This is a genomic window from Synechococcus sp. CB0101 (genome assembly GCF_000179235.2).
Classification (GTDB): Bacteria; Cyanobacteriota; Cyanobacteriia; order PCC-6307; family Cyanobiaceae; genus Vulcanococcus.
This window is the reverse complement of sequence record NZ_CP039373.1, coordinates 1,141,544-1,167,632: the sequence shown is the minus strand read 5'-3', so window position 1 is coordinate 1,167,632 and position 26,089 is coordinate 1,141,544. Positions and strand designations below refer to the sequence as shown.

Below are 26,089 nucleotides of genomic sequence, written 5' to 3'. Positions count from 1 at the left end.
AACGTTTTAAAAGTGTAGCAACGGCTACCGGTGCAAAAGTGTTCGTGGTGTACCGAGGTTCTGTTTCCTGGGTCACGTTTTGATGTCTTGGCCTTCCGGCGGTGAGCTCGGCCCGCGCTCCGTGCTCGTGCTTCGCGCGCTCACCCTCTTGCGCTGGCCTTTCGCCCTGGTGGCCTGCACAGGGATCTTGGCCTGGGTGATTGCCACCGACGACGAGATGATCTTGAAGGGGCCAGTGCGCGTGCAGCTCACGCTTGATCAGCCTCTGCCCGTGTCGGCGGCCGTGAGCGGTATCGAAGCTCCCATCCGTACCCAGTCGCTGCAGGCCACCGTGAAACTTCCGGACGGCGTGCAGTTGGCTGCGCCTGTGGCGGTACAAGTTCCCCAGTTGAACAAGCCTTTGAAGGCTGAAGTGTCTGGAGATGTGGCCGTAACGGGCGGTGTGACAGCTCAGGTGAGCGGCAGTGTGGACGCCAGCGTGGATGGCGAAGTGGGCGCTGAGATCACCAAGCCGATCAAGCACGAACGGATTCGTCTAGGCCTTTGATGGCTGGTGCTGGTGAGATACAAAAAAACCCGGGTAAACCCGGGTTCTCACAATGGAGCCAAGGAGACTCGAACTCCTGACCCCCTGCATGCCATGCAGCAGGCTGCATGGCTCAGAGCCCCTGCGCTGCATGGCTTTGAGGATTTTGTTTCATCTTGTTGTGCACCAAATCGGGCACCAAGAGATTTGAGCTCACTCCTCCTTGTCTTCGTCCTCGTCTTGGTGGCAGACCGCAGCTAGCCGGCGCCCAGGGAACAGCTCGTGCCCGATGCGCCAGACCTCAGCGGGATCGTCGACAAACAGCTCCAGCGTGGTCATCGACCCCTCTGGCCCTTCGATGATCAGGGTGTGGCGGGTCATGACGCAGGAGCCTCTGCACTGCTGGTAGCCACCCCACCGAAATCCGGCATCTGCTGCACCACGGGTGGCCACGGCGGCAACCAAGCGGCAACACAGGGTCGACAGGGCAGTAGCAATAACGACCAACAACGCACCAGGAGTAAACACCCGAGAGAAGATTTGGTTCTATGCACTAACTGCATAGGCATTGACTTATAGCCTTTGTACTAGTTGCATAGCAGCAGCCGGCTATACCCATGCCAATCAGACCAACTGCAGCAGCAGGCTTTACGGTCTACCAGCTTCTGGTAAGCCTGGTCGTGATTGTGATCCTGACGAGCCTGGGGCTGGCGTATAGGCAAGGCCAGCAGGCGAAGCCAGCGACTTCCGCTCTAACCGTGATGAGACATGGATGATGCTTCCCGCAGGCATTGGGAGCAGCTAGCGGATCAGTGCTTTGATCGCGCCTACAGGGCAGCGCAGCGTGCTGTGACGATCAAGCCCGCTAACGGGCAGGTGCCTGGTCCAAGGGCTGACCGGTAGTCACAGCGTTGGTGCTGCAGAACTGCAACGCATGCTGCAAAGGCGCCGCAGCATGCGGTCTAAGTTTGGAGGTGAGGCCGCGCTGCGCAAACAGCCGACCTCGTGACCAGTCCAACTCGTGATCGAACTGATGTCTTCATTCTCACAGCCCTATGGGGCTGTCGCTCCTGTGCGACCTGTTGATCTGCTGCGCCGGCGCCCCCAGCGGATCACCTTCACCGCCTGCTGGCAGCTTCACCACACGCTGCAGCAACGTGCAGACCAAGAAGGCCGGAGCCTTTCAAATCTGATCGCGCACTTGTTGGAGGTGTCAACGTCTAGCTAGGTAGGAGTGAAGAGCATGGCGCTGCCCCTGGTGGCGCCTACCCCTATGGCTAATCCTCACGGGCTATCCCGCCGCACAAGGCTTTTGCTGTGGCTGCTCAGCAAGCGCCCAGAGGTGGCCGGCGTGAACCTGCTGCCCACCCACCAGTACCTAGAGCGCTGCCTAGAGCAAGACAGCAAAAAGCCCCGGCGATAACCGGGGCCTGTCTTCACAGCAGATCGGGATTCTCTGCTGCCCATCTCGCTTCTGCTGCCTGTTCTTCAGCGATGAGCTGATGGCAGCGGGCGATGGTGGCAGCAACCTTTTGATCAGTGATCTCAGATTGACGTTGAAGGGCGGCTAAGCGAGCCGCAAGCGCGTCAGCAACGGATCCCATAGGACGGTGGCGAAGAACACCAGCAGCGACCTGCGCGGCTCCTGTGGCTCAGTAGAAAGACTGTGGCGGCAGGAGCAACTCAGGCTCAACTGCTGACAGCAGCACTATAGCCCGCCGCGTGCAATTCTGCGAGAATCACCACTGCAACACCCCTAGACTGGATCACAGCAATCCTGAGGGGGTTTGCAATGACAAGACGAGGCCGATTGAGCCTGCTGGGAACGCTAGCTTTGCAGGAATTGCAGGAGCAAGCGAGGCTTGAACGTGCAATGGCGCGGTTCAGCGCTGACGACGACACTCCGCACGCGCCAGATGGTGATCCGATGGCATCTGCTCAGTCCCGCCGTGTACTGCCCGTGGAGGTGCACTGATGAACCTCCCAATCGACCAGCAGATTGATGCTGCCCATAGCGCTGCAGAGCGTATTGAGCAGGAAGCACGGCAGATTGAAGCCCGCATTGTGAAGGCTGGTGGTGTGCCCCCAACACGCCCCTATGGCCGTCCTGTATCTGGCGGGGCTATTGCACAGAATCTGACGCTCAAAAGCCTGTTGCAGCGCCGTGATCCGGCACTGGCGGCGTATCTGGGTTGTGGTTCTGATCTGCAACGCCGCGAGGCTGAAGAACGCGCAGCACGTGAAATGCAAGCGCAGGCCCTAGCGATGCAAACCGACCGCCTGCGGCAGGTGAACACTGCATCAGCGCGTTACCGCGAACAGATGAACCTGCAGGGCCGTAATGCAATCACTGGCCGGAGGTATGGGCAATGAGTATCGCCAGGAAGCATCCAATCGCTAATTGGTTGCTGTTGCCGCCGCACGAGCAACGCAAGGCACTGGACAAAGTGCTGGCATTCAGAGATCAATCCGATGACCCAATGGCAAGCGGGCTGCCACCTGCTGCTGTTGCTTGGTTTTGGCAGGAAGAACTACCCCGCTTGATTCAACGTCCTGATGTGCGCCGCCAAGCTGAAGAACATCTAACCGAGCTGCAGTATCAAGGGGACGAGCTCCACCAACAGATCAACACCCGCGCTGGTGACCTATTGGAACGTCTGGATGCCATCGAAGCTCAAGTGCATCAGCTCCAGGAGGCGATGGGATGACAATCATTGATGACGCATTGGCAGACCTTGACCGCCAGAAAAAGCGCGAGGTTGGCATCTTGCGTGCATTGCTGCAGGTAGATCTCCAGCCCGTACAACGCCAGCGCCTGTTGGAAGCATTGCGCAGTGAAGGGCTGCTGAGCTGATGGCTAGCCCAGTTGCCGCCAAGGAACGTATTAACTGGGCACTGCAGCAGTTGATGGCTGGACGTGGCAGTTCCGCTGTGGTGTCTGAAATGGCGGAGAAGTGGGGGATCAGTAGGCGCCAGGCCCAGCGCATCACATCAAAGGCGCATCAGACCTTGGTGCAGGACCTGGACCATGTAGAGCGCACCCATCTGACAGCGCAGTTGATCCACATGCTGATGGCATCAGCTGAACAGGCCATGAAGGCCAAGAACTCCGGCGCTGTCGTTGGTATCAGCCGCGAACTGCGAGCACTGGTGGGTTTGGGTGCTGACCACGCGCCATCACGACCAGGAACGCAGATGGGCCGATTCGGGAGGAGCGGAACGTGGAGCTGAGCTATCAGTTGGCGGAGCAGCTCATCGCGTTGGAGCAGCAGGCAGCGCAGTGTGCGGCGCTGTTGGATGACGCGCCGCCTGAGGTTGTGTTGGAAGTGATCGAGGCATTTGCGCCGATGCCAACGTCAAAAGGCGTCACCCGCCGGCAACGTGAACGATGGTCAAGCTTCTGGATTGATTGGGTGATCAGCTGCGGTGATCGCTGGGAGCAGCGCCCAACTGGACCAGCAGCGGGTGACCTGGAAGAGCTGATCATGCGGTGGGCCCAGCACTGAACTGGTGCCTGCTTTGGTGCCTGCTGGCCTGTTGAGTTGTATGGCAGCCCAAGCAGGGCAATGCTCCTGGGCTGCTTGACCTGCTGCTGAGTAGGCAGAGGTTCTAACGGTCTAACGGCTGGCCCGGCAGCTGGGTTAGGGGAGATCGCTTGCTGCTACTGGCTTTCTAACCTTCTAACCCTTCTAACTGTAAAAGTAGTAAGTAGTAGAGAGGGTGCCCCTTAATAGGGGTGTGTTGGTGATCCGGGGTTAGACCGTTAGATCGATAGAAAGCCCGGCAGCGCTAGGTTTTCGCCTAACGCTGCCTGTTTCAACCGTTAGAACCCAGCAGCGGCCCATGGCACGGTGGTGGCCTTGTGGGTGCCCATCGCTTTGAAGTGATGCGGCCCAGCAGCATCAGCACCGGGCAGATCCCGCAGGCGCTCAACGTGGCCACCGCTGCGCCATTTGGTGTTGTTGTAGATGGCTGCCAGTAGCTGAGCGTTGTTGGCGATCACCAGAGCGTGATCCGTGGCTTTGATGCCACGGCGGCCCAAAGCAGTGCGGGCCTGCTCAGCCTCGTCGGCGCCACTGGGGCTCCGGGCCAGCTGCAGTAGCTCGCGGATAGTGATCCTGCCGGTGCCGTATTCGGGGTCTGCAGTGCGCCATTGCTCCTCATGGCTGAGCAGCTTGGCGAGGCATTGCGCACCTTCTGCCGCCGCTGATTGCTCAGGGGCTGCATCCACACCCAGGGCCGCTGCGGCATCCCAGCCGACGCGATCCATCCAGTCCAGGGCCTGAGCCTCATCCACCTGGGCCGTGCTTAGCAGGAGGTGGGCACCTGCCAGCAGGGCGCCGTAGGTGTCGCCAGCTCGGGCTGCTGCTCCAGCTGGCAGCTGGGCCTCCACCACCCTGCGGAAGGTGGCCACGTTGGCCTGCAGTGTGGGTAGGTGAGTGACGCACCGCCGCACAAGCATGGCGCCGGTCTTGACCGTCACCAGCTCGCGGAGTTTGCGATCCACTGGCCCCCACTGCTCCTGCGGCAGCTGCTGGCGGCCCACCACCACCGTGCGGCTGCGGCCTGCAGGGTCGGCGATCACCGCATTGATGCCCACCAGCGCCATGCTGCTGCGCACCGCATAGGTGAGGGCTTTGCCGTAGGTGGTGCCCCTGCTGGTGGCCCTGCCGTCAAAGCTCAGCCGGGCCAGCTTGAGGTGCCCCTCGCGTTTGTGCTGATCCTCGCCCTCTGATTCGTCGATCAGCGCCGGCAGGGTGTCGGTGTTGAGGGTCTGGCGGATCGCCGCCTCTGAGCTGTTGCTTTCGCAGATCGCCAGCCCAGCCAGCAGCGGCTGGATCACAACGGTGAGGGTGTAGGTCTTGCCTTGCCCGAATCCGCAGGTGATCTGCAGCACGGGCCGCTTGTCGAGGGCGCCGCCAACGTTTGCCAGCATCACCCAGCCCAATAGGTGAAGGTGATCGACTGGGGTGCTCCAGCCCATGGCCTTGACGGCCTGGAGGATCAGAGCGCCCTCGGCATCACTGAGAGGAGCCGTTGCGGGGTCAATGTCGAGCCTGGGTAGGCGTTGGTAGTGGTAACTGCTCTGATGGTCGATCAGGCCAACCTGCTTGCCATCCACCTCCAGCCGATCACCCAGATGCCAAACCACCTGGGTGCCATCCATCCACACTCCACGGCCCCGGACGCGATCCAGGGCAAACACCCCCCGTTTGTTGGCGCTTTCGATCACCTTGGAAGCAGCAGTTACCCAGTCGGTGCCAAGTCGGCCCGGATACTGCGACTCCCAAAAGCCAGCAGGCGCCAGCTTTAGGAGAGGTGTGGCCTGCGCTGACGGTGTGATGTAAGCGATCTGCCCGGTCTGACGGTGCTGGTAGTAGATGACCTTGCGATCAGTGCACCAGCCCAGCACTTTGAAGGGAGCCTCAGCCATTGCTGCACCCCCTGGGCCGGTGCAGCTTGAAGGTGAGCACATCGCCTTCACCGATAGGGGTGCGCTTCACCAGCGCCCAGCCATCCACCACCTGCCCGATGCTCAGCGGCCCATGGCGCTGCTCAGCGCTGAAGGTGGAGCCGGGCATGCACAGGATCAGCCCCTCCTGGGTCTGCTCACACCAGAGCGACCCGTGCCGCCCGCAGATCGGGCAGAGGTCCAGCCGCTTGGTGCCATGGCGCCGTGAGCTGGGTTTGCTGCCGGTAGTGAGCCGCTGCTGGCAGTCTGCAGCGATCCTCAGCGCATGCTCCCACCAATGAGCCGGTGGGGCTGCCAGCGCCTCAGGGCCCATGCCATCGGGCCAGAAGTAGTGGCCGCCGCTGCTGGGGTGCTCACCCAGCACGATCACCTGGCGCCCGCCATCAAAGAACACCTCCAGGGCCTCGCCCTTGCTGGTGTCGGTTTTGGGTGCCGTGATGGTCTTGCCCTGAAACTCAGCGCCATCGGGCAGCTGCTGGAGCTGCTCCATCGTGGGCCGGAACAACACCTTCAGCCGGTTGGCGTCGGTGTCGCGGTGGACTTGCCAGGTGCAGGCCCAGCCCGGATCAATTAAGTGATCCAGACCCAGCTCCAGGGAGGTGGCGCCGTCAAAGTCAAAGCACAGCAGCGGGCCGGTGAGCAGCCCGGTGCGGGCACCCACTGAGCGCATGCTGCGGTAAGCCTGCAGCTGTGCCACGGTGTAGCCGAGGTGATGCTGCCAGCCCTCCAGCATCGGCCCCTTGCGATCGGGGCCCCAGCCAACCGGCAACAGGGCCAGATCCTGCTCCAGATGGGCAAGCCGTGGCAGCTGGTGGCGCCATGGTGTCGAATCTGGTGCATGCTTGCCAGTGGGCTGGAGCTGCTGCTCAGCTGGGGCAATGGTTTTGCTGGTTCTGACCTTCTGCAGATGCAGTAGGGGGTCAGATAGCCTTAGAACATCGCCATGCCCAAGGCTCCCGCGATTTGTGGGGGCCATTTTTATGCTCCCACCGCTTGCTTGAGAGCTGCTTCACCGCGTTGGCGGAGCATGCCGTGATACGTGAAAGCGGTCCGCACCGCATCCACGTTCCAGACGATCGGGGCGCTGTGACTAGTGCCGTTGATGTAGTGCTCACCATGCACCAGGAACCCGCCGTGGCTATCTCGGCAGCGCTTGAGATGGTTCTGGCTGCAGCCCAAGGCCATGGCAGCCATAGGGGTGCGTAGCCACTGCTGAGGAGTGCTCATCACGCCACCTCCGCCAGCCAGTCGGCCAGGTGAATGTGGGTGGCCACCACCGCGTTGATCGCGGGCTCGGTGACGTAGTAGCGACCCAGCGTCGCTATGTCGCGAGAGTCTTGGCGGCAGCGGTGCAGCTGCTGGCCTTGAGGATTGAGCTTGCGCTGTAGGCGCTTGAACAGGGCCGGCTCAGATGCGCCTGCCGTAGGGGCCTGGTTGCCCATGGGGAACGTATGCGAGGGAACCGGCTTCGCAGATCACCAGAGCCTGAGGGGGCAGCCAGCTCCCTCGCGTTCATTGCGGCTTTGGTGTGGTTCCCACGGACAGTTCAGATCCGCAGTTCTTATGTTTTGACAGTAGCGGTGCACGGTCGCGAATGAGAACTCATGCCCCAACTGGGTGCACCCCAGCGTTGTATCGCTCCACTGCAGCTTCCAGCGAAGCCTCATCAGTCCAGCTGCCGTAGTGCTTGAGGTGGGTGGCAACGTTGTGCCCCATCAGGGCCGCTGTAATGCGTGGGTGCATGGCATTGGTGCTGCAGCAATGGGCCCTCCACGCATACCCATGCCGCAATGAGTAGGGGGTGAGCCCTGGGCAGCGGGCCACCAGCGCCCGCCATGGGGCATAGCGCTCCAGCTTTTGGGCGAAGTCGGCGCCTACATCTTGGAAGCGGCCTTTCTCCTCCACCTTGGCGATCTGATTGCGCAGCGATTTGGGCAGCTTCACCCGTCCGCTGGCATAGAGCTGAATGAGGCGTTCTCCTTCGCCATCACGGCCTGCGATGTCGATTGCCTTCACCAGCCGGGGTGGCTTGGCCTTGGCGCCCATGGAGGTGCTGTTGCGCTTGACGTGGCCCACATACGCTTTGCCCTCCTTCACGGTGAGCACCGCCAGCTCAGCAGGCCGCAGGCCATAGAGACCCACCAGCCCTACCGCCAGCCGCAGCTCGTGCTCACTATCGGCATCTAGCTGATCCAGCAGGGCTGCCAGATCCTCTGGCTTGATCGGTGGGGTGAGCTTTTCGGCTGCGGTGGTTTCCGCTGAGCCGATCAGCTCATTGATCTTGGTTTTGCTTGGTGGGTAGAACCGCGTGGGTGCACCGCACTCATCCACCGCATAGGCGAGGAACCGGGCCACGTCCAGCAGGTTGCGTTTGCGGCCCGTGCCACCTGCTGGGCAGCCCTCGAAGAACTTCTCTGCATAGCGCCGCATCAAGGTGCCGCCATCGCGTGGGCATGGCCTGCTGCGTAGCGCCTCCAGCGTGCGCTCCACCCTGGTGGTGATGTCACGCAGGGTGCTGCTGCGCCGACCCTCCTGCGCCTTGAGGAACCGGGCTGCTACCTCAGGCCAGCCGGCAAATTCCTCGCCTGCTTGCTCTTGGTTGCCACTAAGCAGTTCGGTGTTGAGCCTGAGCGCGTCCTGCAGGCTGAGGTGGCGCTCCTCCATCAGGTTGCGGACCTGGCCCACGGTGGTGAGGATCGCGGTGGCGTTGGTGGCCTTCCACTCCATGGGCAGCATCACGCTGCTGCGGGTCCGGTCCTCCCAAATGCGTATCAGTTGGCAGCGCCCGATCGGTTTGCGGCTGGTGGCCCCTTTCTCCCGCACGATCCAGCCCTTGCCGTGCTCTTGGGCGATGCTCACGCGGAGGGTTTCAAACCACTGCTGACGGGCTGCCATGACTAAACGGGCACCAAGCGGGCAAGGAAGCACCACCCACCCCAGTCGTGGAGCGGGTTTGCGCTGGTGAAAGCATGGCACCAAATCGGGCACCAAACAGGCATATCTGGGTGCCCCAGGGTGCATCTGACCCTCTGCGTAGGGTGCGCCAGATACCAAAAAACCCAGTCAGTGACTGGGTAATCTCAATGGAGCCAAGCGGATTCGAACCGCTGACCCCCTGCATGCCATGCAGGTGCTCTACCAGCTGAGCTATGGCCCCTTTTGGATCGATGGGCAGGCCGGGAGCTGGAGACCCCGGGTGGCTTTTCAGCCGCGCCGTTTCGATGCAGAGAGCTTACACCGCAGGGGGTGCGGGCGGGTTGGTCGCCTACACCTGGCGCCAGACGGCTACGAGTTTTCCCTGCACGGCCACCTGCTCAGCGTCGAGCACAATCGGCTCGTAGGCGGGGTTGGCGGCTTCCAGGCGCACCTGGCTTCCCTCGCGGTGAAAGTGCTTGAGCGTGGTTCCGCTGCCGGGCACCAGGGCGCTCACGATCGTGCCGTTGCGCAGGCGGCTTGGTTCTGGAACGGGCTCCATCAGCACCACGTCGCCGTCGGCGATGTGGGCGTCCACCATGGAATCGCCGTTCACGGTGAGGGCGAATAGGCCTCGCGTTTCGAGCACGGGAGCGAGGTCGATCCGTTCGCTCACGTCGTCGAAGGTTTCCACCAGGCCGCCGGCCGCCACCGCGCCGAGCACGGGGATGCCGGGAGTGAGTTCTCCCAGAAGCTGAAGGGTGCGCGCTTGCCCCTCCTGCCAGGTGATCCAGCCTTTCTGCTGCAGGTGGCGAAGGCGGCTCTGCACCGGTGCCGGTGAGCGCAGGCCCATCGCCTGCATCATCTGCCGAATCGAAGGGCTATGGCGGTGCTCACCGATGAAGCTCGCGAGCCAGTCGTAGAGCTCCTGTTGAGCGGGAGTCAGCGGTTCAGGGGATCCGGCGGGCACCAGGCAATGCGATTGGCGTCAATACATTTGTACCGCTCGGCCTGCTCTCTGGCAAGTGGTGTGTGTCATGGGGTGATGGGTTCGAGCGGTGGCGGTGGCAGCGGTGGCAAGGCTGGGCGGGCCGCTGGTTGTAGGGCGGGCATCGGTGTGTTTTGTGGCGGAAGCAGTTGCTGAAGCCCTCGGATGCGTTCGCTTGGTTGTTCGGGGCCAAGGCTCCAGAGGCTCTCCAGGTAGAAGAAGCCGGTGCCGAGTCCTTGCTGACGGTTGGCATCCACCTTCTCTTGGATCAGAGGCAGTGGGGTGGGGCGGTTGCGTTGGCCACTCAGCACCGCAATGGCCGTAGGGATTCGATCGCGGGCTTCCAGCACCTCTGGCTTGCTCAGTTGGGGCAGATAACTGGCTAGATCGGGTCGGTAGATCTGAATGAGCAGTTCATCAGCGAAGCCGGTTTGCACCCAACGGCGCCAATCCTGCAGTTGGAGCTTGTAGGCAAAGTCGTAGTAGTTCGGTGAGATGGAGACGATCGCGCCGGGCCTGGCTGCTCGGATTGCCTGGCTGAGGCGTTGCATGAAGCTGGTGAGGCGTTGAGCCCGCCACTGCACCCAAGCGGGATCATCCGCATTGGCTGGTGGTGCCTTTCCTGTTTCCTTTCGGTACAGCTCCACGGTGTAGGCGTCATATCCGAAGTCACGCGGCAGGCTCATGTGGTCATCGAATTGGATGCCCTCAGCCCCGTATTGGTTCACCACCTCGAGTACGAGATCGGTGATCAGTTGCTGCACTTCAGGCCGGAAGGGGTTCAGCCACACCACCTCGCCAGCGGCGCTGATCGAAGTGAGGCTGCCATCGCGTCTCTGGGTGAGCCAGCTTCGGTGTTGTTTGGCCACCTCTGAATCAGGAGGCGCCATGAAGCCGAATTCAAACCAGGGCAGAACCGTGAGCCCACGGTTACGACCTGCACTGATGAGTTCACCGATCACATCCTGGCCCTGGAGGCCGCGGTAGGTGAAGCTCTGAAAGCCGCGGCTCTCACTCAGTTGGCTGGGGTAGTAGGCCATGCCGCCGTTCCACACCACCACGTAGAGCCGGTTGAAGTGCAAATCGGCCAACTGATTCACCGTGGCCTGCATGCGCTCTCGATCGCGGAGCACAGGCATGTCATTGGCTGTCAGCCAGACACCGCGCAGTTCTTCTTGTCCGAACGCTGGCGGGTTCCATGGCGCCAGCCAGGCACACAGCACGGTGGCAACCAGGGGCTTCAGCTTGGGCCTTCGGAACACAAGCGGATGAGCCGTCCCCCCAACGCTAGGGAGAGGGTGCGGCTCCTTTGGTTGCTTTGGGCACCTGCTCAGGTGCCGCCCAGCAGTGCTGCCAGCAGAGCCTGCTGGGCATGCAGGCGGTTTTCGGCTTGGTCGAAGATGCGGCTGTTGCTGCCTTCCATGGCACCGGCGCTGATCTCCAGGCCCCGGTAAGCGGGCAGGCAGTGCAGCACGATCGCGCGCGGGTCGGCTTCAGCCACCAGGTCTTCGTTGAGGCACCAGCCGGCGAAGGCCTGCTCGCGTTCTGTTTTCTCCTCTTCTTGCCCCATCGATGCCCACACATCGGTGTAGAGCGCGTGGGCGTGCCGCACCGCTGCCACGGGCTCATGCAGCACCTCGATGGCGCAGCGGTCGCCAGCCAGCTGCTGCGCCTGCTCCAACACCGCTGCGTCGGGCTCGTAGCCCTTGGGGCAGCCGACCCGAACGTTCACACCCAGCAGGGCGCCACAGAGCATCAGGGAGTGGGCAACGTTGTTGCCATCGCCCACATACGAGAGGGTCAGCCCCTGCAGGTCGCCGAAGGCTTCCTGCAGGGTGAGGAAATCGGCCAGTGCCTGACAGGGATGCTCCAGATCGGTGAGGGCATTGATCACCGGAATGGAGGCCCAATGGGCGTACTCCGCCAGCTCCTCCTGGGCGAAGGTGCGAATCGCGAGGGCATCCACGTAACGGCTCAGCACCCTTGCGGTGTCAGCCACGGGTTCACCCCGCCCCACCTGACTCACCTGGGGGTTGAGATCAATGGTTTGTCCGCCCAGGCGGGCCATCGCCACCGTGAAGCTCACCCGGGTGCGGGTGGATGCCTTGCTGAAGATCAGGCCCAGGCTGCGGCCCGAGAGGTCGATCTGGGTGCGGCCGGCTTTGAGGTCAGCGGCGAGCTGCAGCAGTGCGGCCGTCTGCTCGGCGCTGGCGTCGGTGGAGGAGAGAAAGTCGCGCCCTTTCAGCTCCGCTAAGGCGGGGTAGCCGCTGTTGGCAGCCATCGGCCCTTCTTCAAAGAACCCTTATCCGGGATGAGGGGCCCCTTCGTCAAGGGCCTGACCCTGTGATGGCACATCAAAAAGCGCCCAGAACGGGATATCCGTGGATATCCGGCTCTGGACGCTGATGGCGTGATGGTGTTCGACCAGCCGTGAGTTAGGGCTGATCAGGCAATCGCCACGGCCTCCTCGGGCATCACGCTGCTGGCGAGGAGGTTCTTGAGGTCGTCGCCTTCGATCACTTCCTTCTCGAGGATCTGCTGGGAGATGCTCTCGAGCAGATCGCGGTTGTGGTGAAGGATCGAGAGGGCCCGGTCGTGGGCGCGATCCACCAGGGTGCGCACCTCCTTGTCGATCGCCTGGGCGGTGGCATCGCTCACCACGCGGCGGGGGTTGTTGCCGCCGCCGAGGAAGCGGCTGCCGCCCTGCTTGTCGTAGGCGAGGGGGCCGAGCACGTCGCTCATGCCATAGGTGCCCACCATCTGCTCGGCAATGTCGGTGGCGCGCTGCAGGTCGTTAGCGGCGCCGGTGGTGACGGCGCCGAACACGATTTCTTCTGCGCTGCGGCCGCCCAGCAGGGTGGCGATCTGGCCTTCCAGGTCTTCCTTGGAATTGAGGAAGCGCTCTTCGGTGGGGAGCTGAAGGGTGTATCCCAGGGCCGCCATGCCGCGGGGCACGATCGAGATCTTGGCCACCTTGCTGCCGCCTGGCATCAGGTGACCCACGATCGCGTGGCCCACCTCGTGATAGGCCACCACCTTCTTCTCATCCGGCTGGAGCACGCGGCTCTTCTTCTCAAGGCCAGCCACCACTCGTTCGATCGCTTCGTTGAGATCGCCCTGCTCCACCGAGGTGCGCTTGGCGCGGGCGGCCAGCAGTGCGGCCTCATTCACCAGGTTGGCCAGGTCGGCGCCGGAAAAACCGCTGGTGGCCTGAGCCAGCTTGTCGAGATCAACTCCTGGGGCGAGCTTCACCTTGCGGGCATAGATGTCGAGGATCGTTTTGCGGCCTGAGAGGTCAGGGCGATCCACCAACACCTGGCGGTCGAAACGACCCGGGCGCAGCAGGGCGGCGTCGAGGGTTTCGGGTTGGTTGGTGGCGGCCAGCACAATCACCGGCTTGTCTTTGGCGGCAAAGCCGTCCATTTCGGTGAGCAGCTGGTTGAGGGTCTGCTCCCGTTCGTCGTTGCCACCGACCACGCCCATCGAGCCGGCACGGCTCTTGCCGATGGCATCAAGTTCGTCGATGAAGATGATGCAAGGCGCTTTCTTTTTGGCCTCTTCAAACAGATCGCGTACGCGGGCAGCACCGGCGCCTACGAACAGTTCCACAAATTCAGAGCCGCTGATGATGAAGAAGGGAACGCCAGCTTCACCAGCCACGGCTTTGGACAGGAGGGTTTTACCCGTTCCAGGAGGACCGACGAGCAGAACACCCTTGGGAATGCGGGCGCCGATCGCAGTGTAGCGCTCGGGTGTTTTGAGGAAGTCAACGATCTCAGTGAGCTCTTGCTTGGCCTCATCCACACCCGCCACATCAGCGAAGGTGACCCGAGATTCCTCATCGGGCACATACACCTTGGCTTTGCTCTTGGTGAAGCTCAGTGCACCCTGGGCGCCGCCCATCGAGCGGCGAGCGAAGAACTGAAGCACCAGGATGAAGATCAGCGGCGGCACGATCCAGCTCAGGGCCGTCGTGATGAAGCTGGGCTTCTGGGGCGGTGCCGCGGCAAATTCCACGCCATGCTCCTCGAGCCGCTTCGGCAGATCCATGTCGAAGATCGGCGTCGTGGCCAGCACCGAGGGGGCTCCATCTTCTGGCGCCTCCTTCAGCTCGTAGCGGATCTGCTCTTGGGTGATGTAGGCGCGGCGAACATTGCCGTCATCCACCTGACTCACAAACAGTGAGTAGGGAACTCGAGGCACCTGTTGCATGCCCTGGTTGGGCAGGAAGCTGCTCACCAGCAGCAGCACTCCGAATCCGATCAGCACCAGGTTGACGATGCCGAACCGCCGATTCGGGGGCGTGTCGTCCTTGCGGATAGGCATGCGCAGCTTGCCGTAATGGCCACCAAACTAGGGGCCACCCACGGGCTTGATGGTGGGTGAGAACCGAACGGGAGCTGTTCGCGCTGTGTGTGGTCGTTATTCCCTCACCGCTCGCCTGGATCAGCTGCTGCCGCGTTTGCAGGGTCAGCTGCCGCTTGGGCTGCAGGACTACTACGCCCCGAGGCCGCTGATCGCCCCTGGCGAGCCGGTGTTGGCGCTGCGGCAGGAACATGGGCAGCTGCAGCCCGCCCTGATGCTGTGGGGGTTGCTGCCGGAGTGGAGCAAGGACCCCCTGGCGGGCCCTCGCCCCTTCAACGCCAGGGCCGAAACGGTGGCGGAGAAGGCCAGCTTCCGCGGCGCCTGGCGCCATCGACGCTGTCTGCTGCCGGCCGATGCCTTTTTCGAGAAGGGCCATCGCATCCAGCGCCGCGATGGCGATCTCTTCTGGCTGGCCGGAATCTGGGATCGCTGGATCGGCCCTGATGGCAGCGAAGTGGAGAGCTGTTGTGTGCTCACCACTGCTCCCAATGCGTTGGTGGCACCGCTGCACAACCGGATGCCGGTGATTCTTCCCAACGGCTTGGAGCAGGCCTGGTTGGAGGCCAGAGATGGTCCGGGCCTGCGGGTGCTCGAGCCTTTGCTGGGTGGTTGGGATCCGTCTGGCTGGGTGGCGGAGCCGCCGCGGCGCGCTGATCGGGAAGAGGGGCCGCAGCAGTTGCCGCTCTTCTTTTGATCCCCACAATGACGGCAGTACGAAGACACGCTGCGCGTGAAATGGCCGTCCTTGCGTCACCGTCAGAACGGCTATGTGAGTTTGCTGGTCACGTGCCTGGGGGTGATGGCCTGTTTGGTGCTCCCTCACGGGTTGCGTCAGTTGGCGGCCGTGGGCTACCTCGCTCTCCCTTTGGTCTTGCTGCGCACCCTGGGCGGGCGGATTGACGAAGGGCGTTGGCCCACGTTCCGGATGCACACCTACCGGATGTTGGCGTTCGTTACCTGGGTGACCTCGCTGGTTTGGTACCTCACGACGCTGTCGCATCGCAGCACGGGCTTGCCGTTGCTGATGCTCTGGGCTCTGCTGGTGATCTGGAGCTGTGAGCGACTGGTTCTCATGTTGGCCCAAGAGCGCCGCATCAACCGCGAGGTGCTGTTTGGTGCTCTGGCGGGTTATCTGCTGATTGGTTTGGCTGCAGGCTTGTTGTTCAGCGCCCTGGAAACCGTGGCTCCCGGCAGCTTTGCCTCCTCCCGCTCGATGGATGCACCGGTGTTGCGTTGGCAAGGCACCAACGCCAATCCCTCCAGTCCGGTGTGGGCTGTGGATTTCGTTGAGCTCAATTACTTCGCCTTCGTCACCCTCACCACCACCGGCTATGGCGATATTCATCCCGTGACGCCGCAGACCCAGATGCTCTGCGTGATGGTGGCGATCACTGGCACGGTGTATCTGGCGATGGTGATGGGCGTGCTGATCAGCCGCTACACCGCCCGCGATGTGGAAGACGAGCTCGAGAATTAAGGGCTGAGCTCCAGCAGGCAGTCGTTGCCGAGTTGCTGTAGCCGTGACCTGCTCCATGCCACTGCCTGGTTGACGTCGACCAGGCCCAGATCCCCCAGGGGGGTGCGGGCAGCAGTGCCGCCCAGCAGCTTGGGCGCCAGGACAGCCGCCACCTGCTGCACGCAGCCCTGGCGGAGCGCGGCGGCGGCCAGCTCTGGGCCGCATTCCCACAGCACTTGATTGCAGCCCCGTTGCCCCAGGGCTTCCAGGAGTTCCAGCGGTTCGCAGCGCTCGAGCACCAATCGCTCCACCCCCAGGCCATCGAGGCGATCAAGTTGTTCAGCCGGTGCGCTGGAGCTGTGCACCACCAGCGTGGCTGCCTCGCTTTGATTCCAGAGCTGGGCCTGCTTGGGGAGATCCAGGCTGCGGCTGATCACCACGCGCAACGGTTCGGGTGTTCGTTGGCCGCGGGAGGTGAGCAGGGGGTTGTCAGCCCGCACGGTGCCGCCACCCACGATCACGGCATCGCACTGGGCTCGCAAGTGGTGCACCCAAGCCCGGGCCGGTGGGCCGGAGATCCATTGGCTGGAGCCATTGGGCAGGGCCGTGCGGCCATCGAGGCTCATCGCCCACTTGAGCAGGCCCAGGGGCCGCCCCTGCTCCACCCGGTGCAGAAAGCCCCGGTTGAGGATTCGGGCTTCGGCTTCACACACGCCCTCCAGCACGTCCACGCCGGCGTCTCGCAGCTGGGCGAGGCCTTTGCCGGCCACGCGTGGATCGGGGTCGCGCATCGCCACCACAACCCGTGCCACGCCCGCCGCCAGCAAGGCTTCGCTGCAGGGTGGGGTGCGGCCGTGGTGGCAGCACGGTTCAAGCGTGACCACCGCCGTGCCGCCCCTAGCCCGCTCCCCCGCCTGGCGCAGGGCGTGCACTTCCGCATGGGGTGTGCCGGCCCGTTGATGGAAGCCCTCGCCCACCAGCTGGCCGGCGCGATCCAGCACCACGCAGCCCACGAGGGGATTGGGGCTGGTGCGGCCGTTGCCAAGGGCGGCGAGCTGCAGCGCCCGCTGCATCCAGGGCCGCCAGGGGCTGCTCATGCGCCGATGCGGTTGGTCTGATCCTCGCGCCAACTGGGCAGGCTGCGCCATTCACCCACCACAAACGGTGGCACCGGCAGCTCGACAAACACTCCAGGTAGCTCCAAGCGCAGCGGTCGGTTTTGGTGGAGATCTGCCAGCAGCGGGTTCAGATCGAATTCGGCCGCGGCATCGCGGCCATCGCTCGCCAGCTTGGGGTTGGCTGTGGTGATATCAGCGAGCTCCCAGGTTCCGCGGCCGGAGTGCACGATCAAGGAGGTGGGGTGATCCAGGCGCACGCGGCCGGGGTATCCCACGATCCGCAGGGTGACTGGCCCGCCGGGAGGACCGGTGCGATAGGCCACGGCCTGCCAGCTTTGGTAGTCGAGGTCGCGCAGGCTTTCGAGGCTGCGCACCACCTCCTGGCCGTTTTCATCCGGATGGGCGTGCACCTGGGCCCACGCGGGCTGGAGGGGCGTGAGCAGCAGGAGCGCCCCAGCCACCAGGGCCAACAACCAGCGAGCGGGTGAACCGGATCCCATGGGCCTGTGGAGCTGCCGCACAGCGTATGGGCCAGCGGTGCTCAGTCGTAGTGGCTCCAGAGCCTGAGCACCTTCACCACAGCGGCCTCACGATCGACTGCGTAGACCAGCCGGTGCTGAATGTTGATGCGCCGGGAGTAAGCGCCCTGCAAGTCGCCCACTAGGGCCTCGAATGGTGGTGGTTGCTGGAACGGATCGACGGCCAGGAGCTCCAACAATTGCTGGGCTTTGTTCTTCAGAGCGGGTGAGGAGCTAGCGAGCTTGCGCGCGTCTTTCTGCGCCTGGCGGGTGAACAGAACGCGCCAGCTCACCAGCCGGCGTCCTCGCTCAGTTCCTCCACAGGGGTAGCAAGACCCTCGAGGATCGACTCCCGCATGCCGGGAATCGCGCACAGATACAGGGTCTCTTGAATCGCGCGCCAGTCCTGCTCGGCGAGCAAGACGGCGCTGCCGCGCTTGCCGTGAATCTCAACGGGCTGGTGCGATTCGCGCACCTCGTCGATCAACGCAAATAAGCGCCGACGGGCTTCGCTGGCACTGATCGAGCCCATGATTTCGTGAATCCGTACCAGTAATGGTACGAGCGTTGCGCTGGTTTGCGGCTCAGTTCCGTTCCGCCCCCGGGATGGGCTGCCAATCGGTGTGGGTGGCCCACACCCCCCAGATCGCCATCGCGCGGAGGTAGTGGCAGGCGCGGAAGGTGTTGACGGCGGTGATCGCTTCGGGCGTTCGGAATTGCAGACCGCCGGCATACACCTGGTTCACCACGGCGGCGGTGATCGCCAGGGCGGTGTCGGTGTCGCCCATCAGGCGGTAGTAGCTGGCGATGCCGAAGTTGATGCCGGTCCACACCTCCAGGGGGTGGGTGCCGTTGGGGTCGAGGGGGGTGCCGTCGCGGCGCAGGCCATTGGCCACGCCGAGCTTGCCGCCTTCGAACTGTTCGAAGCAGGCTTCCTTCACGGCCTTCAGGGTGCTGCGGCTGTTGGCCTCGCTCACCACGGCCGGCAGGCCGAGCAGGCGGGCGTAGAAATCACCGCAGAGTTGATCGGCCATCACCACAGGAGTGCCGCTTTCGGCATCGATGTCGTAGTACTCGCCGTTCCAGAGCAAATGGTCGAAGTTGGCTCGGGATTGCTCCAGCCAGCTGCTGAAGGTGTGTTGCTCTGAGGCGGTGTCGAGCCCGGTGCTGAGTTGCAGCTGCTGGGCGATCGCCAGGGCCGCCTCCAGGGCGGCGATCCAAAGGGCGCCGCAGTAGGCGCTCACGCCTTTGAGCGGCCAGTCGTCGAAGGTTTGATCCGGGGCGCCGCCGTTATCAGGCAGACCATCGTTGTTGGCATCAAACCCCTTGAGGTAGTGCAGGGCCTCCACCGCCGCGGGCCAGCACTCCGCCAGGAAGTTGATGTCTTCGCCGTTGGGGGCGAGCTTGAAGGTGCGCCACACCTGCAGCACGTAGTCGCTGGCCAGGTCTTTCCAGAGATTGCAGTCCTGGTAGGCGGTGTAGTTGGTGGCATCCCAGGGGCGTTCGTTGGGGGCGCCGAGATCGTGGGGTGTGGCGCCCTTCACCTTGCGGGCGGCCTCCACCCTGCCTTTGCCCTGGGTGAAATACCAACCGATCGGCCGTGGGCTGGGATCAGCGGCGGGGATGGCGCGGGCGAAGCTGCGCAGTACCGCCTTGTCGAGCTCCGGCCAGAGCTGCAGCAGGGCCAGAGAGCCGTAGAGGCGCACGTCGAGGCTTTCGTACCAGGCGTAGTCGAGGCACTCGAGCACGCCGAAACGGCCCACGGGATCTTCACGGCTGGCCGCACTCCAGAGGCTGCCGCCGCTGCAAAGGTCGTAGAGCTCGTTGAACAGGGCCATGCGCAGCGGCTCCGGCAGATCGCTCCGCTCCAGCACCGGCTGCTGCCAGGCCTCGATCTGCTCACGCCAGCGGCGCCAATCGCGCAGGCCCTCGGCGGCGATCGCGGTGGCATTGCCGCCGCTGCTGCCGAAGAAATCCGTGTAGCGGCGCAGGGCGCTGGTGCCAGTGGCGAAGGCCGTCACCGGCAGATCCCAGCTGATCACCACAGGGATCTCGATGCTCTGGCCAGGTTCGAGCCGGCACTGCACCGCCAGGGCGGCGCTGGCGGGATCGCTCTGGCTGCTGCGGCGATCGTTGTTGCTGTCGGGGATGGAGCCATTGGCGCTGAAGCTGCTCCAGAGTTCGCTGCCATCGCCGTGAGGATTCCAGCGGCTGCAGCGCTGAATGCGCACGCCCGGCTGCTCACCGGTGGCAATACACCATTGGCCCTCTCCCTCGGCCACGGGGTTGGAGACGTCTCTCTCCAACACCACTCCCTTCAGCGGGCCGTCATCGACCCAGCGGTTGCGTTGGCCCTCGGTGGTGCCGATCGCGGGCGCATAGTTGTGCTCCGGGCTGCCGTCGTCGCGGAAGTGCACCTCCGCGGAGGAATCGGTGTTGGTGAACCAACCGCTGGTGTTGCGCCAACTCAGCAGCAGCGAGAGATCGAGGGGTTTGCGGGTGGGGTTGTGGAGCGTCCACACGAACACCGCCAGCGGGTAGCTGGTCTGCTGATAGTTGCCGGGGAGGATCGGGCTGAAGGCTTGGCAGCTCACCTCAGCGTCGAACACACCCTGGTAGTGGCTCCAGCTCAGGGGATAGCGGGCGGCATAGGTGCCAGTGGTGCGCTCGGCGGTGCTGGCGGGATACCAGCTCCAGCTCGGCAGGGGCGCGCCGGCATCGGGGCGGGAGGCATCGCGCTCCGGTTGAACCGCCAGCGCATGGGCGCGGCTCTGCTGACCGTTGCTCTCAAACAGGGCGAACTGGCAGTCGGGCAGCACGCCGAACCAGTGTTCGCCGCCATCGAGATGCCAGAGGTTGAACGAGCCATCCGGCGCACGGCCGATGCATCCTGCCCCGAAGCCTCCCAGCGGCATGCCGTGGTTGGGACCGTCGTCGAGGTTGCTGGCGTACCGAACGGTGTAAGGCGTCTGCCAGCCCAGGCCCATGGGGCGGCTCCAGCTGGCCCGAGGAGGCTGCCAGCTGGTGGTGCTCGAGCGGCCCAGCCCCTTGCGGCGCAGCAGAGATTTCAGGGCAGACAGGCCGAGGCGCGCCATGGGGCACAAGAAGGTGCCGCCAGCTTGTCAGAGCTTGCCGGTGGGCGCTGGCTCGCCCACTTCCTGATCCACCAGGGCATCGAGGGTGACGGCCGAGCGCACCAGTGCCTGGTAGCGCTGCACCACACGCCGGTTGCGCTCGAGCCAACCGGCTGGGTTGCCCTGGGCGGCTGCGAGGCTGCCGGTGTGGTCGCCATCGAGGAGGTCGAGTTCGCTCTGCTGGCTGATTAAGGCCAGCACCAGTTCGTGGATGCGTTGACGACGATCGGCGTGGGACATCGACTTCAAGAAGCGGGTTGGCTGTCGGTGCCCACCCACAGGCGCACAAAGTGATAGCCCAGTGACAACAGCACTGGCCCTAAAAACAGCCCAGCCAGACCGCCTTTGAGGGTGCCTCCGAGCACCCCCGCCAGGATCACAAGCATCGGCACTGGCAAGCCACGGGCCATCAGCAGGGGTTTGAGCAGGTGCTCCAGCAGGGTGGCCGCCACAAGCCAGAGGCTGAGCAGTAGGGCCAGCAGCGGCGGCAGATGATTCCAGGCCATCGCCAGCGCCACGATCACCACCGGTAGGGGGCCGATCTGCAGGAGGCAGAGGATCAGGGCCACCACCGTGAGCAGGCCCGACCAGGGCACATCCGCGGCCACCAGCCCCAGGCCGATCAGCAGGGATTGCAGGAAGGCCACCCCCACCACCCCGCGCGACACGTTGCGCACGGTGGTGGCCGTGATCAGTTGCACCGTTTCGCTGTGCTCCGGTACCAGGCGATCCAGCAGCCTCCGCAGCCTCAGTAGCAGCGCTTCGGAGTGCACCAGCATCAAGGCGGCCACCAGCAGGCTCACCACGAATTTGAGGAAGCCAAGCCCTTTGGCCAGGGTGGTTTCCAGAAGGCGGGTGCCCAGGCTCGTGAGGGTCTCCGAGTGGGTGCGCAGCAGGTCGTGCAGGTCGCCGATCACGCCGTGCCAGAGCGGCCGGATGGCTGGGCCCACCAGGGGAATCTCCACCAGCAGCGTTGGTGGTTGCGGGAGAGACTGTTGGCCATGGCGCACCAGATGCACTAGCTCGCTCACATTGCTGAGGAGGGCGGCTGCCAGGGCCCCCACCGGGCCGAGCAGCACCAGCAGCCCCACCACCACGATCAGGCCTGCTGCCCACCAGCGCCCCAGCCGTAAGCGACGCTGCAACCACACATGCAGCGGCTTCAAAATCACCGCCAGCAGGCTGGCCCACACCAGGATCTCGGCAAATGGCTGCAGGATCAGCACGCATGCAGCGCCTAAAGCGGCCAGCAGCAGCAGCCGGATCAGGGCATCGAGGGGAAGGGCCATGTCAGTGGCTGCTGGGTGGGCCGGCTTCGAAGCGATCCAGCAACACCTGAACCGGGATCTGGGTTCGGAAGCGGCAGGCGCTGGTTTCGCTGCAATCGAGAGTGCCGTGTTCCCAGAACTTGTTGCTGCCCATGCCGCCGCCGCAGAGTCCGTAGTAGTCGCATCCGCTCTGGCAGCGCGCCATCCCGGAGCTCACGTCTCCCCACAGCTGCTGGAAACGGGGGCTGTGGGCTGCCTCTAGGAGGCTGGTGTCGCGGATGTTGCCCAGGTTGAAGCTACCGTAGCGCTCACTGCTCACCGAGAGCAGCTCGGGATCAAAGGTGGAGAAATTGCCCTGCCAATCCACGCTGAGGATGGAGTAGGGCCGATTGAGTTCGTTCTGATTGAGGCGGCGGTTGCGCTGGATCAGATCGATCACCTGCTGAAACTCCCGCAGCATCAAGGGATGCCCATCGGCTTCACTCAGCTCCCAGAAGCGGGTCAGGAACTGCCGGTAGCGCTCCTCCTGCTCTTGGCCCTGCATGGAAGAGCTGGTGTGCACACCCTCCTGCTCCTCCACGTTGAACCCCACCGCCTCGATGTTGTTGTCGCGGAAAAAGCGATACATCGCCTCCGGTTGCTCCATGGCAGCGGCGGTGACCACCGCGATGACATGGCAGGGAATGCCATGGCGCTGCAAGGCCTCGATGCCCCGCATCGTGAGGTGATGGGAGGGGTTGCCGTTGCGAAAGCGGCGATGGGCGTCATGAATGGCGGCTGGGCCATCCACACTCACCCCCACCACGATGCGGTTGCGCTGGAAGCAGTCGCACCAGGCATCGTTGATCAGCGTGCCGTTGGTCTGCACATGCTGTTCAACGACGACCTGGCCATCGGCGAACTCCTGCACACAGCGCTCAATGATCGCCGTGGCTTCGTCGTAGTAACTGCAGGGCAGGGTGAGCGGCTCGCCGGCATGCCACACCAACGAAACCTGAGGTCCGCAGAAAGGACTCTCGAGGATGCGCTGCAGCAGTAGCGGCAGAAGCTCTAGGTCAAAGACCCGGCGCTTTTGGCGGTCGGGCAGGTAGCAGTAGTCGCAGTCGAGGTTGCAGAGGGAGGTGGATTGCACCACCACCAGGCCGATGGGGCCGAAGCGGCTCAGATCTAGCTCTGCTCCAGCGGCCTGGGGAGCTGCCACCAACTGGCTCACCTCTGAACTGGCGATCACCAGTTGATAAAGCTGCTAGGCAGCACGTTGCCCCAGCCACCATTGCCCCAGCCGCCATTGGGCCAGCCCAGGTTCACGTTCACGCCGCCGCCGTAGTAGCGGCCACCATTGCCCCAACCGCCACCACCACGGCCGCCGTTGCCCCAGTTGTGGCCACCACCGTTACCCCAGTAGCGGGCGATCAGTTGGTCGCCGGCAGCTGCGTTCAGGTGGGGTTGCCAAGCGCCATCGCGCAGGGCCTGGATGCGGCTCTCGAGGGGATTGCTCAGGTCAGGGGCCTGATACACAGCGGCCTGAGCCGTGTCCGTGAACACGGCCGCCGCGGCGGTGAGGGTGAGCAGCTGCAGAAGGGAACGAGGTGCCATGGCGAGGATGGATGTGGTGATCGATCAGAAGTGCTGGAAACTCAGGACAGATTCAGCAACGCGGCGGAGAGCAGCACGTTGGTGAAGTACGCCTTGATCACGTCTTGGCTGAGATTCACGCTGCTGCCAGGACCGACCCACTGGTTGATGCGCTGCAGAGCGGAGGGGTCGTCGTTGATGTAGGCCTGCATCAGCTTGGCGATGGCCAGGTTGCTGAGGTTGAGCAGGCCGGAGTTGTTCTCGGGCACCACGCAGCCCACGGCTGAGCGGTTGTAGGGAACCGTGGGGGCGACGTTGCCTTTGGGATCGACTGCGCCACGGTTGGCCAGCAGCCAGAGGCTGTCGCCGGCGAGGAACTGCACCTCACCGTTCTTGAGCGCCTCAAGAGCTGCGGCGGGATTTTCAAACAGTGCCAGCTCACCGCCGGTGACGGTCTTCTCGATGGCATGGGCCGCCAGGCTGTGCTTGACCGCACCGATGGTTTTTCCCTGTAGGGCAGCCGGCGTGCCGTCGTTGCCGGCAGGGGTGATCAATCGAGTGCCACTCAGGGCGAAAGGCAGCGTGTAATCCACAAACATCGCCCGTCCCCAGCTGAAGCCGGCTCCGCAGGAGAGGTCGACTGCGCCGCTGGCAATCGCTGCCAGGCCTTCGTTGATCGAATTCACAGGCTGCGGCACCAGCTGGATGGGCTTGCCCGTGTAGTCGCTCAGCTCCTTCTGGATCTCCTTGGCAAACTCCATGCCGAGGCCCACGTAGGCGTTGCCTTGCTGGGTGGAGTACGGCAAGTCGCCGTTGAGCACCACGGTGTTCACCCGGCCGGTGCGGCTCACCCGCTCCAACACGGTTTCGGCATGGGCCGGTTGCAGAACCCCCAGCGTGAAGCTGAGCAGGGCTCCGGTGAGCGCAGTAAGACGAACGGCCATCGCGTGGGTGCGCAGACTCAGACGGATTTGGGGAGGGTAGGCCAGTTCCTGCTGGTTTGCAGGCCGCCTCGACACTCAGAATGGCTGGATGATTGAGGTGATCGGCACCGACGCCGGCGCTCCGGCCAGCCTGCCGCCAGCTCAGCAGCAGCTGTTGCGTCAGGCCGCCCTGGTGGCTGCACCGCGGCGACTGCATCAGGCGCTGCAGAGCTGGGCCGGTGCGGCATGCCCGCCCTTGATCGCCAGCGATCAGCCTGAGCTGCTCTTGGAGCAATTGCGCCAGCACCACCCCGGGGAGCTCGCGGTGGTGCTGGCCAGTGGTGATCCGCTCTGGTTCGGCATCGGTCGGCTGTTGCTCGAGGGCCTGCCTGCTGAGCAGCTGCGCTTTCACCCGGCCCCCAGTTCGTTGCAGCTGGCCTTCGCGCGCATCGGCCGCCCCTGGCAAGACGCCAGCTGGCTCAGCCTGCACGGCCGAGATCCCGAACCCTTGGCTGCGCGGCTCCAGCAGCGCCCGGCTGCCTTAGCGGTGCTCACCGATCCCACGCGGGGTGGCGCCGACGCGGTGCGCCGCTGCCTTCGGGCCGCGGGCCTGGAGCAGGCCTATGCCCTGTGGTTGTGCGAGCGGCTGGGCCACAGCGCCGAGCGGGTGCAGCGCCTGGGGCCGGGCGATGCCCTCCCTGCCGATCTTGATCCGCTCCATTTGGTGGTGCTGGTGGCGGAGCCGCCGCCCCGCCCGGAACGCTTGCCGTTGTTTGGGCTGCCCGATGGGGTGTTTCTGCAGCACCCTGATCGGCCGGGCTTGATGACCAAGCGCGAGGTGCGCATCCAATTGCTGGCGGATCTCGATCTGCCGGAGGCGGGGGTGCTCTGGGATATCGGTGCTGGCGTGGGGTCGGTGGGGCTGGAGGCTCTGCGGCTGCGGCCGGGCCTGCAGCTCTGGGCTCTGGAGCAGCGCGGCGGCTCGGCTGCGTTGATTCACGCCAATGCCGAACGGTTGGCTGTGCGGCCCGCGGGTGTGGTGGAGGGCCGTGCCCCGGAGGCGCTGGTGGGTTTGCCCGATCCACAGCGGGTGTTGCTGGGCGGCGGTGGACGCGAACGCCAGGCGGTGCTGCAGGCGGCGCTCGAGCGGCTTCAGCCCGGCGGGGTGGTGGTGATCCCGTTGGCCACGTTGGAAGCTCTGGCGGAGCTGCGGCCGCTGCTCGAGCAGGCGGGGCTCACGGTGGCGGTGCAGCAGCTTCAGGCCTGGCGCGGGGCACCACTGGCGGATGGCACCCGCCTGGCACCGCTCAATCCCGTGCTGGTGTTGCGGGGCGAGCGGGCTGTTTCGGGTTGAGCGGCCGAATCAGAGCAGCACTGCCCACCGTGATGCCCAGCCGTTGGGCTTCACCAGCCGCGAGTTCCACAACACCGTCGCCAGGTTCATCGGGGCCATAGCTCCGGCAGGGCAGACGAGGGCATGGGGTGGTGTTGGCCTCGATGGCAATCACCCGGTTGTCGTTGATGAAGACCATGTCGAGCGGTTCGGGAGTGCGGTGCATCCAGAAGCGAAGCAGTGCATCCTCGAAGGGAAACCACATCCCCCGCAGCGGCGGGAGTGGGCCTCTTAATTGCAGCCCGATGGCTTGCTCGTGTTGTTCATCCGCCACCTCCAGCTGGATGCAGGCACCGCTCGGTAGGCACCACTCGGCTTCGATGGGCAGGTGTTGGGGTGCCTCTTTTGCCTGCAAGGCAGCAGGAGCCAACACAAGACTCAAACTCAGGAGGCAGCGCCTGAGGGTGGGCATCCACATGGCTGGGCGCATTGGGTGGTG

General features: G+C 64.1%; 33 protein-coding genes and 2 tRNA genes. 11 read left to right on the top strand and 24 right to left on the bottom strand.

The features are described 5' to 3' along the window. Positions 1-82: 82 nt before the first annotated feature. On the top strand, positions 83-547 hold the full coding sequence (locus CB0101_RS06350) for a hypothetical protein (RefSeq protein ID WP_010310704.1): 465 nt from the start codon (positions 83-85) through the stop codon (positions 545-547). A 53-nt stretch (positions 548-600) separates the two neighbouring features. Here the strand turns inward: CB0101_RS06350 and CB0101_RS15360 are convergent. Together CB0101_RS15360 and CB0101_RS15355 are read right to left on the bottom strand one after the other, a co-directional pair. Beyond that, positions 601-669 (bottom strand) — tRNA-Ala (locus tag CB0101_RS15360). 70 nt (positions 670-739) lie between these two features. Then, positions 740-907 carry a hypothetical protein gene (locus CB0101_RS15355; protein ID WP_010310702.1) on the bottom strand — a complete coding sequence of 56 codons (168 nt, stop codon included), beginning with the start codon at positions 905-907 and terminating at the stop codon, positions 740-742. Between the two features lie 652 nt (positions 908-1,559). On the opposite strand from CB0101_RS15355, the gene CB0101_RS15865 reads away from it, so the two are divergent. Together CB0101_RS15865 and CB0101_RS15350 are read left to right on the top strand one after the other, a co-directional pair. Then, a complete protein-coding gene (locus tag CB0101_RS15865) occupies positions 1,560-1,754 on the top strand; it encodes a hypothetical protein (protein ID WP_136644016.1) in 195 nt (64 codons plus the stop codon). Between the two features lie 45 nt (positions 1,755-1,799). Continuing rightward, positions 1,800-1,949 carry a hypothetical protein gene (locus tag CB0101_RS15350; RefSeq protein WP_168187958.1) on the top strand — a complete coding sequence of 50 codons (150 nt, stop codon included), beginning with the start codon at positions 1,800-1,802 and terminating at the stop codon, positions 1,947-1,949. A 13-nt stretch (positions 1,950-1,962) separates the two neighbouring features. Here CB0101_RS15350 and CB0101_RS15345 read toward each other — a convergent pair whose 3' ends face one another. Beyond that, the gene (locus tag CB0101_RS15345; protein ID WP_010310693.1) at positions 1,963-2,130 is read right to left on the bottom strand and encodes a hypothetical protein; all 168 of its coding nucleotides are present in this window, start codon (positions 2,128-2,130) and stop codon (positions 1,963-1,965) included. Between the two features lie 370 nt (positions 2,131-2,500). Here CB0101_RS15345 and CB0101_RS06340 point away from each other — a divergent pair, with 370 nt between their 5' ends. From CB0101_RS06340 to CB0101_RS06325, 5 genes are read left to right on the top strand one after another with little or no spacing between them, the layout of a single operon-like run. Next, positions 2,501-2,899, top strand: coding sequence for a hypothetical protein (locus CB0101_RS06340; protein ID WP_010310691.1), 399 nt, complete (start codon positions 2,501-2,503; stop codon positions 2,897-2,899). After that, positions 2,896-3,234: a hypothetical protein gene (locus tag CB0101_RS06335; RefSeq protein WP_136644015.1), complete on the top strand. Its 339-nt coding sequence runs from the start codon at positions 2,896-2,898 to the stop codon at positions 3,232-3,234. The genes CB0101_RS06340 and CB0101_RS06335 overlap by 4 nt, the downstream gene beginning before the upstream one ends. Next, the gene (locus CB0101_RS15340) at positions 3,231-3,380 is read left to right on the top strand and encodes a hypothetical protein (protein WP_010310687.1); all 150 of its coding nucleotides are present in this window, start codon (positions 3,231-3,233) and stop codon (positions 3,378-3,380) included. Before CB0101_RS06335 ends, CB0101_RS15340 begins: the two co-directional genes overlap by 4 nt. Continuing rightward, complete coding sequence (locus CB0101_RS06330) at positions 3,380-3,757, top strand: hypothetical protein (RefSeq protein WP_010310685.1); 378 nt, start codon at positions 3,380-3,382, stop codon at positions 3,755-3,757. The genes CB0101_RS15340 and CB0101_RS06330 overlap by 1 nt, the downstream gene beginning before the upstream one ends. Beyond that, entirely contained in the window at positions 3,748-4,032 is a 285-nt protein-coding gene (locus tag CB0101_RS06325) for a hypothetical protein (RefSeq protein ID WP_010310683.1), read from the top strand. The genes CB0101_RS06330 and CB0101_RS06325 overlap by 10 nt, the downstream gene beginning before the upstream one ends. 317 nt (positions 4,033-4,349) lie before the next feature. Here CB0101_RS06325 and CB0101_RS06320 read toward each other — a convergent pair whose 3' ends face one another. From CB0101_RS06320 to ftsH, 10 genes are all read right to left on the bottom strand, one after another. Next, complete coding sequence (locus tag CB0101_RS06320; protein ID WP_010310679.1) at positions 4,350-5,960, bottom strand: hypothetical protein; 1,611 nt, start codon at positions 5,958-5,960, stop codon at positions 4,350-4,352. Continuing rightward, on the bottom strand, positions 5,953-6,768 hold the full coding sequence (locus CB0101_RS06315) for a hypothetical protein (protein ID WP_010310677.1): 816 nt from the start codon (positions 6,766-6,768) through the stop codon (positions 5,953-5,955). The genes CB0101_RS06320 and CB0101_RS06315 overlap by 8 nt, the downstream gene beginning before the upstream one ends. Positions 6,769-6,977: 209 nt before the next feature. Further along, the gene (locus tag CB0101_RS06310; protein ID WP_029553082.1) at positions 6,978-7,226 is read right to left on the bottom strand and encodes a hypothetical protein; all 249 of its coding nucleotides are present in this window, start codon (positions 7,224-7,226) and stop codon (positions 6,978-6,980) included. After that, positions 7,226-7,441, bottom strand: coding sequence for a hypothetical protein (locus CB0101_RS06305; protein WP_010310671.1), 216 nt, complete (start codon positions 7,439-7,441; stop codon positions 7,226-7,228). Before CB0101_RS06305 ends, CB0101_RS06310 begins: the two co-directional genes overlap by 1 nt. Positions 7,442-7,601: 160 nt before the next feature. After that, positions 7,602-8,894 (bottom strand): integrase, encoded by a 1,293-nt coding sequence (locus tag CB0101_RS06300; protein WP_010310669.1) that lies wholly within the window; start codon positions 8,892-8,894, stop codon positions 7,602-7,604. 189 nt (positions 8,895-9,083) lie between these two features. Then, positions 9,084-9,156 (bottom strand) — tRNA-Ala (locus CB0101_RS06295). A 108-nt stretch (positions 9,157-9,264) separates the two neighbouring features. Further along, on the bottom strand, positions 9,265-9,882 hold the full coding sequence (gene lexA, locus CB0101_RS06290; RefSeq protein ID WP_010310668.1) for a transcriptional repressor LexA: 618 nt from the start codon (positions 9,880-9,882) through the stop codon (positions 9,265-9,267). A gap of 65 nt (positions 9,883-9,947) precedes the next feature. Continuing rightward, a complete protein-coding gene (locus tag CB0101_RS06285; protein WP_256360108.1) occupies positions 9,948-11,123 on the bottom strand; it encodes a family 10 glycosylhydrolase in 1,176 nt (391 codons plus the stop codon). Between the two features lie 107 nt (positions 11,124-11,230). Next, a complete protein-coding gene (gene argF, locus CB0101_RS06280; RefSeq protein ID WP_010310664.1) occupies positions 11,231-12,181 on the bottom strand; it encodes an ornithine carbamoyltransferase in 951 nt (316 codons plus the stop codon). Positions 12,182-12,345: 164 nt separating this feature from the next. Further along, positions 12,346-14,226 carry an ATP-dependent zinc metalloprotease FtsH gene (gene ftsH, locus CB0101_RS06275; protein WP_010310661.1) on the bottom strand — a complete coding sequence of 627 codons (1,881 nt, stop codon included), beginning with the start codon at positions 14,224-14,226 and terminating at the stop codon, positions 12,346-12,348. Between the two features lie 85 nt (positions 14,227-14,311). Between ftsH and CB0101_RS06270 the strand changes: the two genes are divergently transcribed. Both CB0101_RS06270 and CB0101_RS06265 read left to right on the top strand, forming a co-directional pair. Beyond that, entirely contained in the window at positions 14,312-14,959 is a 648-nt protein-coding gene (locus CB0101_RS06270; RefSeq protein ID WP_010310658.1) for an SOS response-associated peptidase, read from the top strand. A 36-nt stretch (positions 14,960-14,995) separates the two neighbouring features. After that, positions 14,996-15,742: a potassium channel family protein gene (locus CB0101_RS06265; protein WP_246833841.1), complete on the top strand. Its 747-nt coding sequence runs from the start codon at positions 14,996-14,998 to the stop codon at positions 15,740-15,742. On the opposite strand, the gene ribD is transcribed toward CB0101_RS06265, so the two are convergent. Genes ribD through grrP form a run of 10 tightly spaced genes read right to left on the bottom strand, consistent with a single transcriptional unit; the run spans position 15,739 to position 24,278 of the window. Then, entirely contained in the window at positions 15,739-16,818 is a 1,080-nt protein-coding gene (gene ribD, locus CB0101_RS06260; protein WP_010310654.1) for a bifunctional diaminohydroxyphosphoribosylaminopyrimidine deaminase/5-amino-6-(5-phosphoribosylamino)uracil reductase RibD, read from the bottom strand. The two genes, CB0101_RS06265 and ribD, sit on opposite strands and share 4 nt — an antisense overlap. After that, a complete protein-coding gene (locus CB0101_RS06255) occupies positions 16,815-17,339 on the bottom strand; it encodes a DUF3122 domain-containing protein (RefSeq protein WP_010310652.1) in 525 nt (174 codons plus the stop codon). The genes ribD and CB0101_RS06255 overlap by 4 nt, the downstream gene beginning before the upstream one ends. Positions 17,340-17,380: 41 nt before the next feature. Continuing rightward, entirely contained in the window at positions 17,381-17,650 is a 270-nt protein-coding gene (locus tag CB0101_RS06250; protein ID WP_010310651.1) for a Txe/YoeB family addiction module toxin, read from the bottom strand. Then, complete coding sequence (locus CB0101_RS06245; protein WP_010310649.1) at positions 17,647-17,889, bottom strand: type II toxin-antitoxin system Phd/YefM family antitoxin; 243 nt, start codon at positions 17,887-17,889, stop codon at positions 17,647-17,649. Before CB0101_RS06245 ends, CB0101_RS06250 begins: the two co-directional genes overlap by 4 nt. A 52-nt stretch (positions 17,890-17,941) precedes the next feature. Beyond that, positions 17,942-20,452 carry a GH116 family glycosyl hydrolase gene (locus CB0101_RS06240; protein WP_010310648.1) on the bottom strand — a complete coding sequence of 837 codons (2,511 nt, stop codon included), beginning with the start codon at positions 20,450-20,452 and terminating at the stop codon, positions 17,942-17,944. 27 nt (positions 20,453-20,479) lie between these two features. Continuing rightward, positions 20,480-20,731: a hypothetical protein gene (locus CB0101_RS06235; RefSeq protein WP_010310641.1), complete on the bottom strand. Its 252-nt coding sequence runs from the start codon at positions 20,729-20,731 to the stop codon at positions 20,480-20,482. A gap of 5 nt (positions 20,732-20,736) precedes the next feature. Next, the gene (locus CB0101_RS06230; protein WP_010310639.1) at positions 20,737-21,780 is read right to left on the bottom strand and encodes an AI-2E family transporter; all 1,044 of its coding nucleotides are present in this window, start codon (positions 21,778-21,780) and stop codon (positions 20,737-20,739) included. 1 nt (position 21,781) lies between these two features. Next, the gene (gene grrM / locus CB0101_RS06225; RefSeq protein WP_010310637.1) at positions 21,782-22,990 is read right to left on the bottom strand and encodes a cyclophane-forming radical SAM/SPASM peptide maturase GrrM/OscB; all 1,209 of its coding nucleotides are present in this window, start codon (positions 22,988-22,990) and stop codon (positions 21,782-21,784) included. Continuing rightward, positions 22,987-23,355 (bottom strand): GrrA/OscA1 family cyclophane-containing rSAM-modified RiPP, encoded by a 369-nt coding sequence (grrA, locus tag CB0101_RS06220; RefSeq protein ID WP_010310634.1) that lies wholly within the window; start codon positions 23,353-23,355, stop codon positions 22,987-22,989. The genes grrM and grrA overlap by 4 nt, the downstream gene beginning before the upstream one ends. A 41-nt stretch (positions 23,356-23,396) precedes the next feature. Next, positions 23,397-24,278 carry an extracellular substrate binding-like orphan protein GrrP gene (grrP, locus tag CB0101_RS06215; protein ID WP_010310628.1) on the bottom strand — a complete coding sequence of 294 codons (882 nt, stop codon included), beginning with the start codon at positions 24,276-24,278 and terminating at the stop codon, positions 23,397-23,399. An 88-nt stretch (positions 24,279-24,366) separates the two neighbouring features. Here grrP and CB0101_RS06210 point away from each other — a divergent pair, with 88 nt between their 5' ends. Further along, the gene (locus CB0101_RS06210; RefSeq protein ID WP_010310626.1) at positions 24,367-25,611 is read left to right on the top strand and encodes a bifunctional cobalt-precorrin-7 (C(5))-methyltransferase/cobalt-precorrin-6B (C(15))-methyltransferase; all 1,245 of its coding nucleotides are present in this window, start codon (positions 24,367-24,369) and stop codon (positions 25,609-25,611) included. Here the strand turns inward: CB0101_RS06210 and CB0101_RS06205 are convergent. Beyond that, a complete protein-coding gene (locus CB0101_RS06205) occupies positions 25,565-26,068 on the bottom strand; it encodes a DUF192 domain-containing protein (RefSeq protein WP_010310623.1) in 504 nt (167 codons plus the stop codon). The two genes, CB0101_RS06210 and CB0101_RS06205, sit on opposite strands and share 47 nt — an antisense overlap. Positions 26,069-26,089 lie beyond the last annotated feature (21 nt).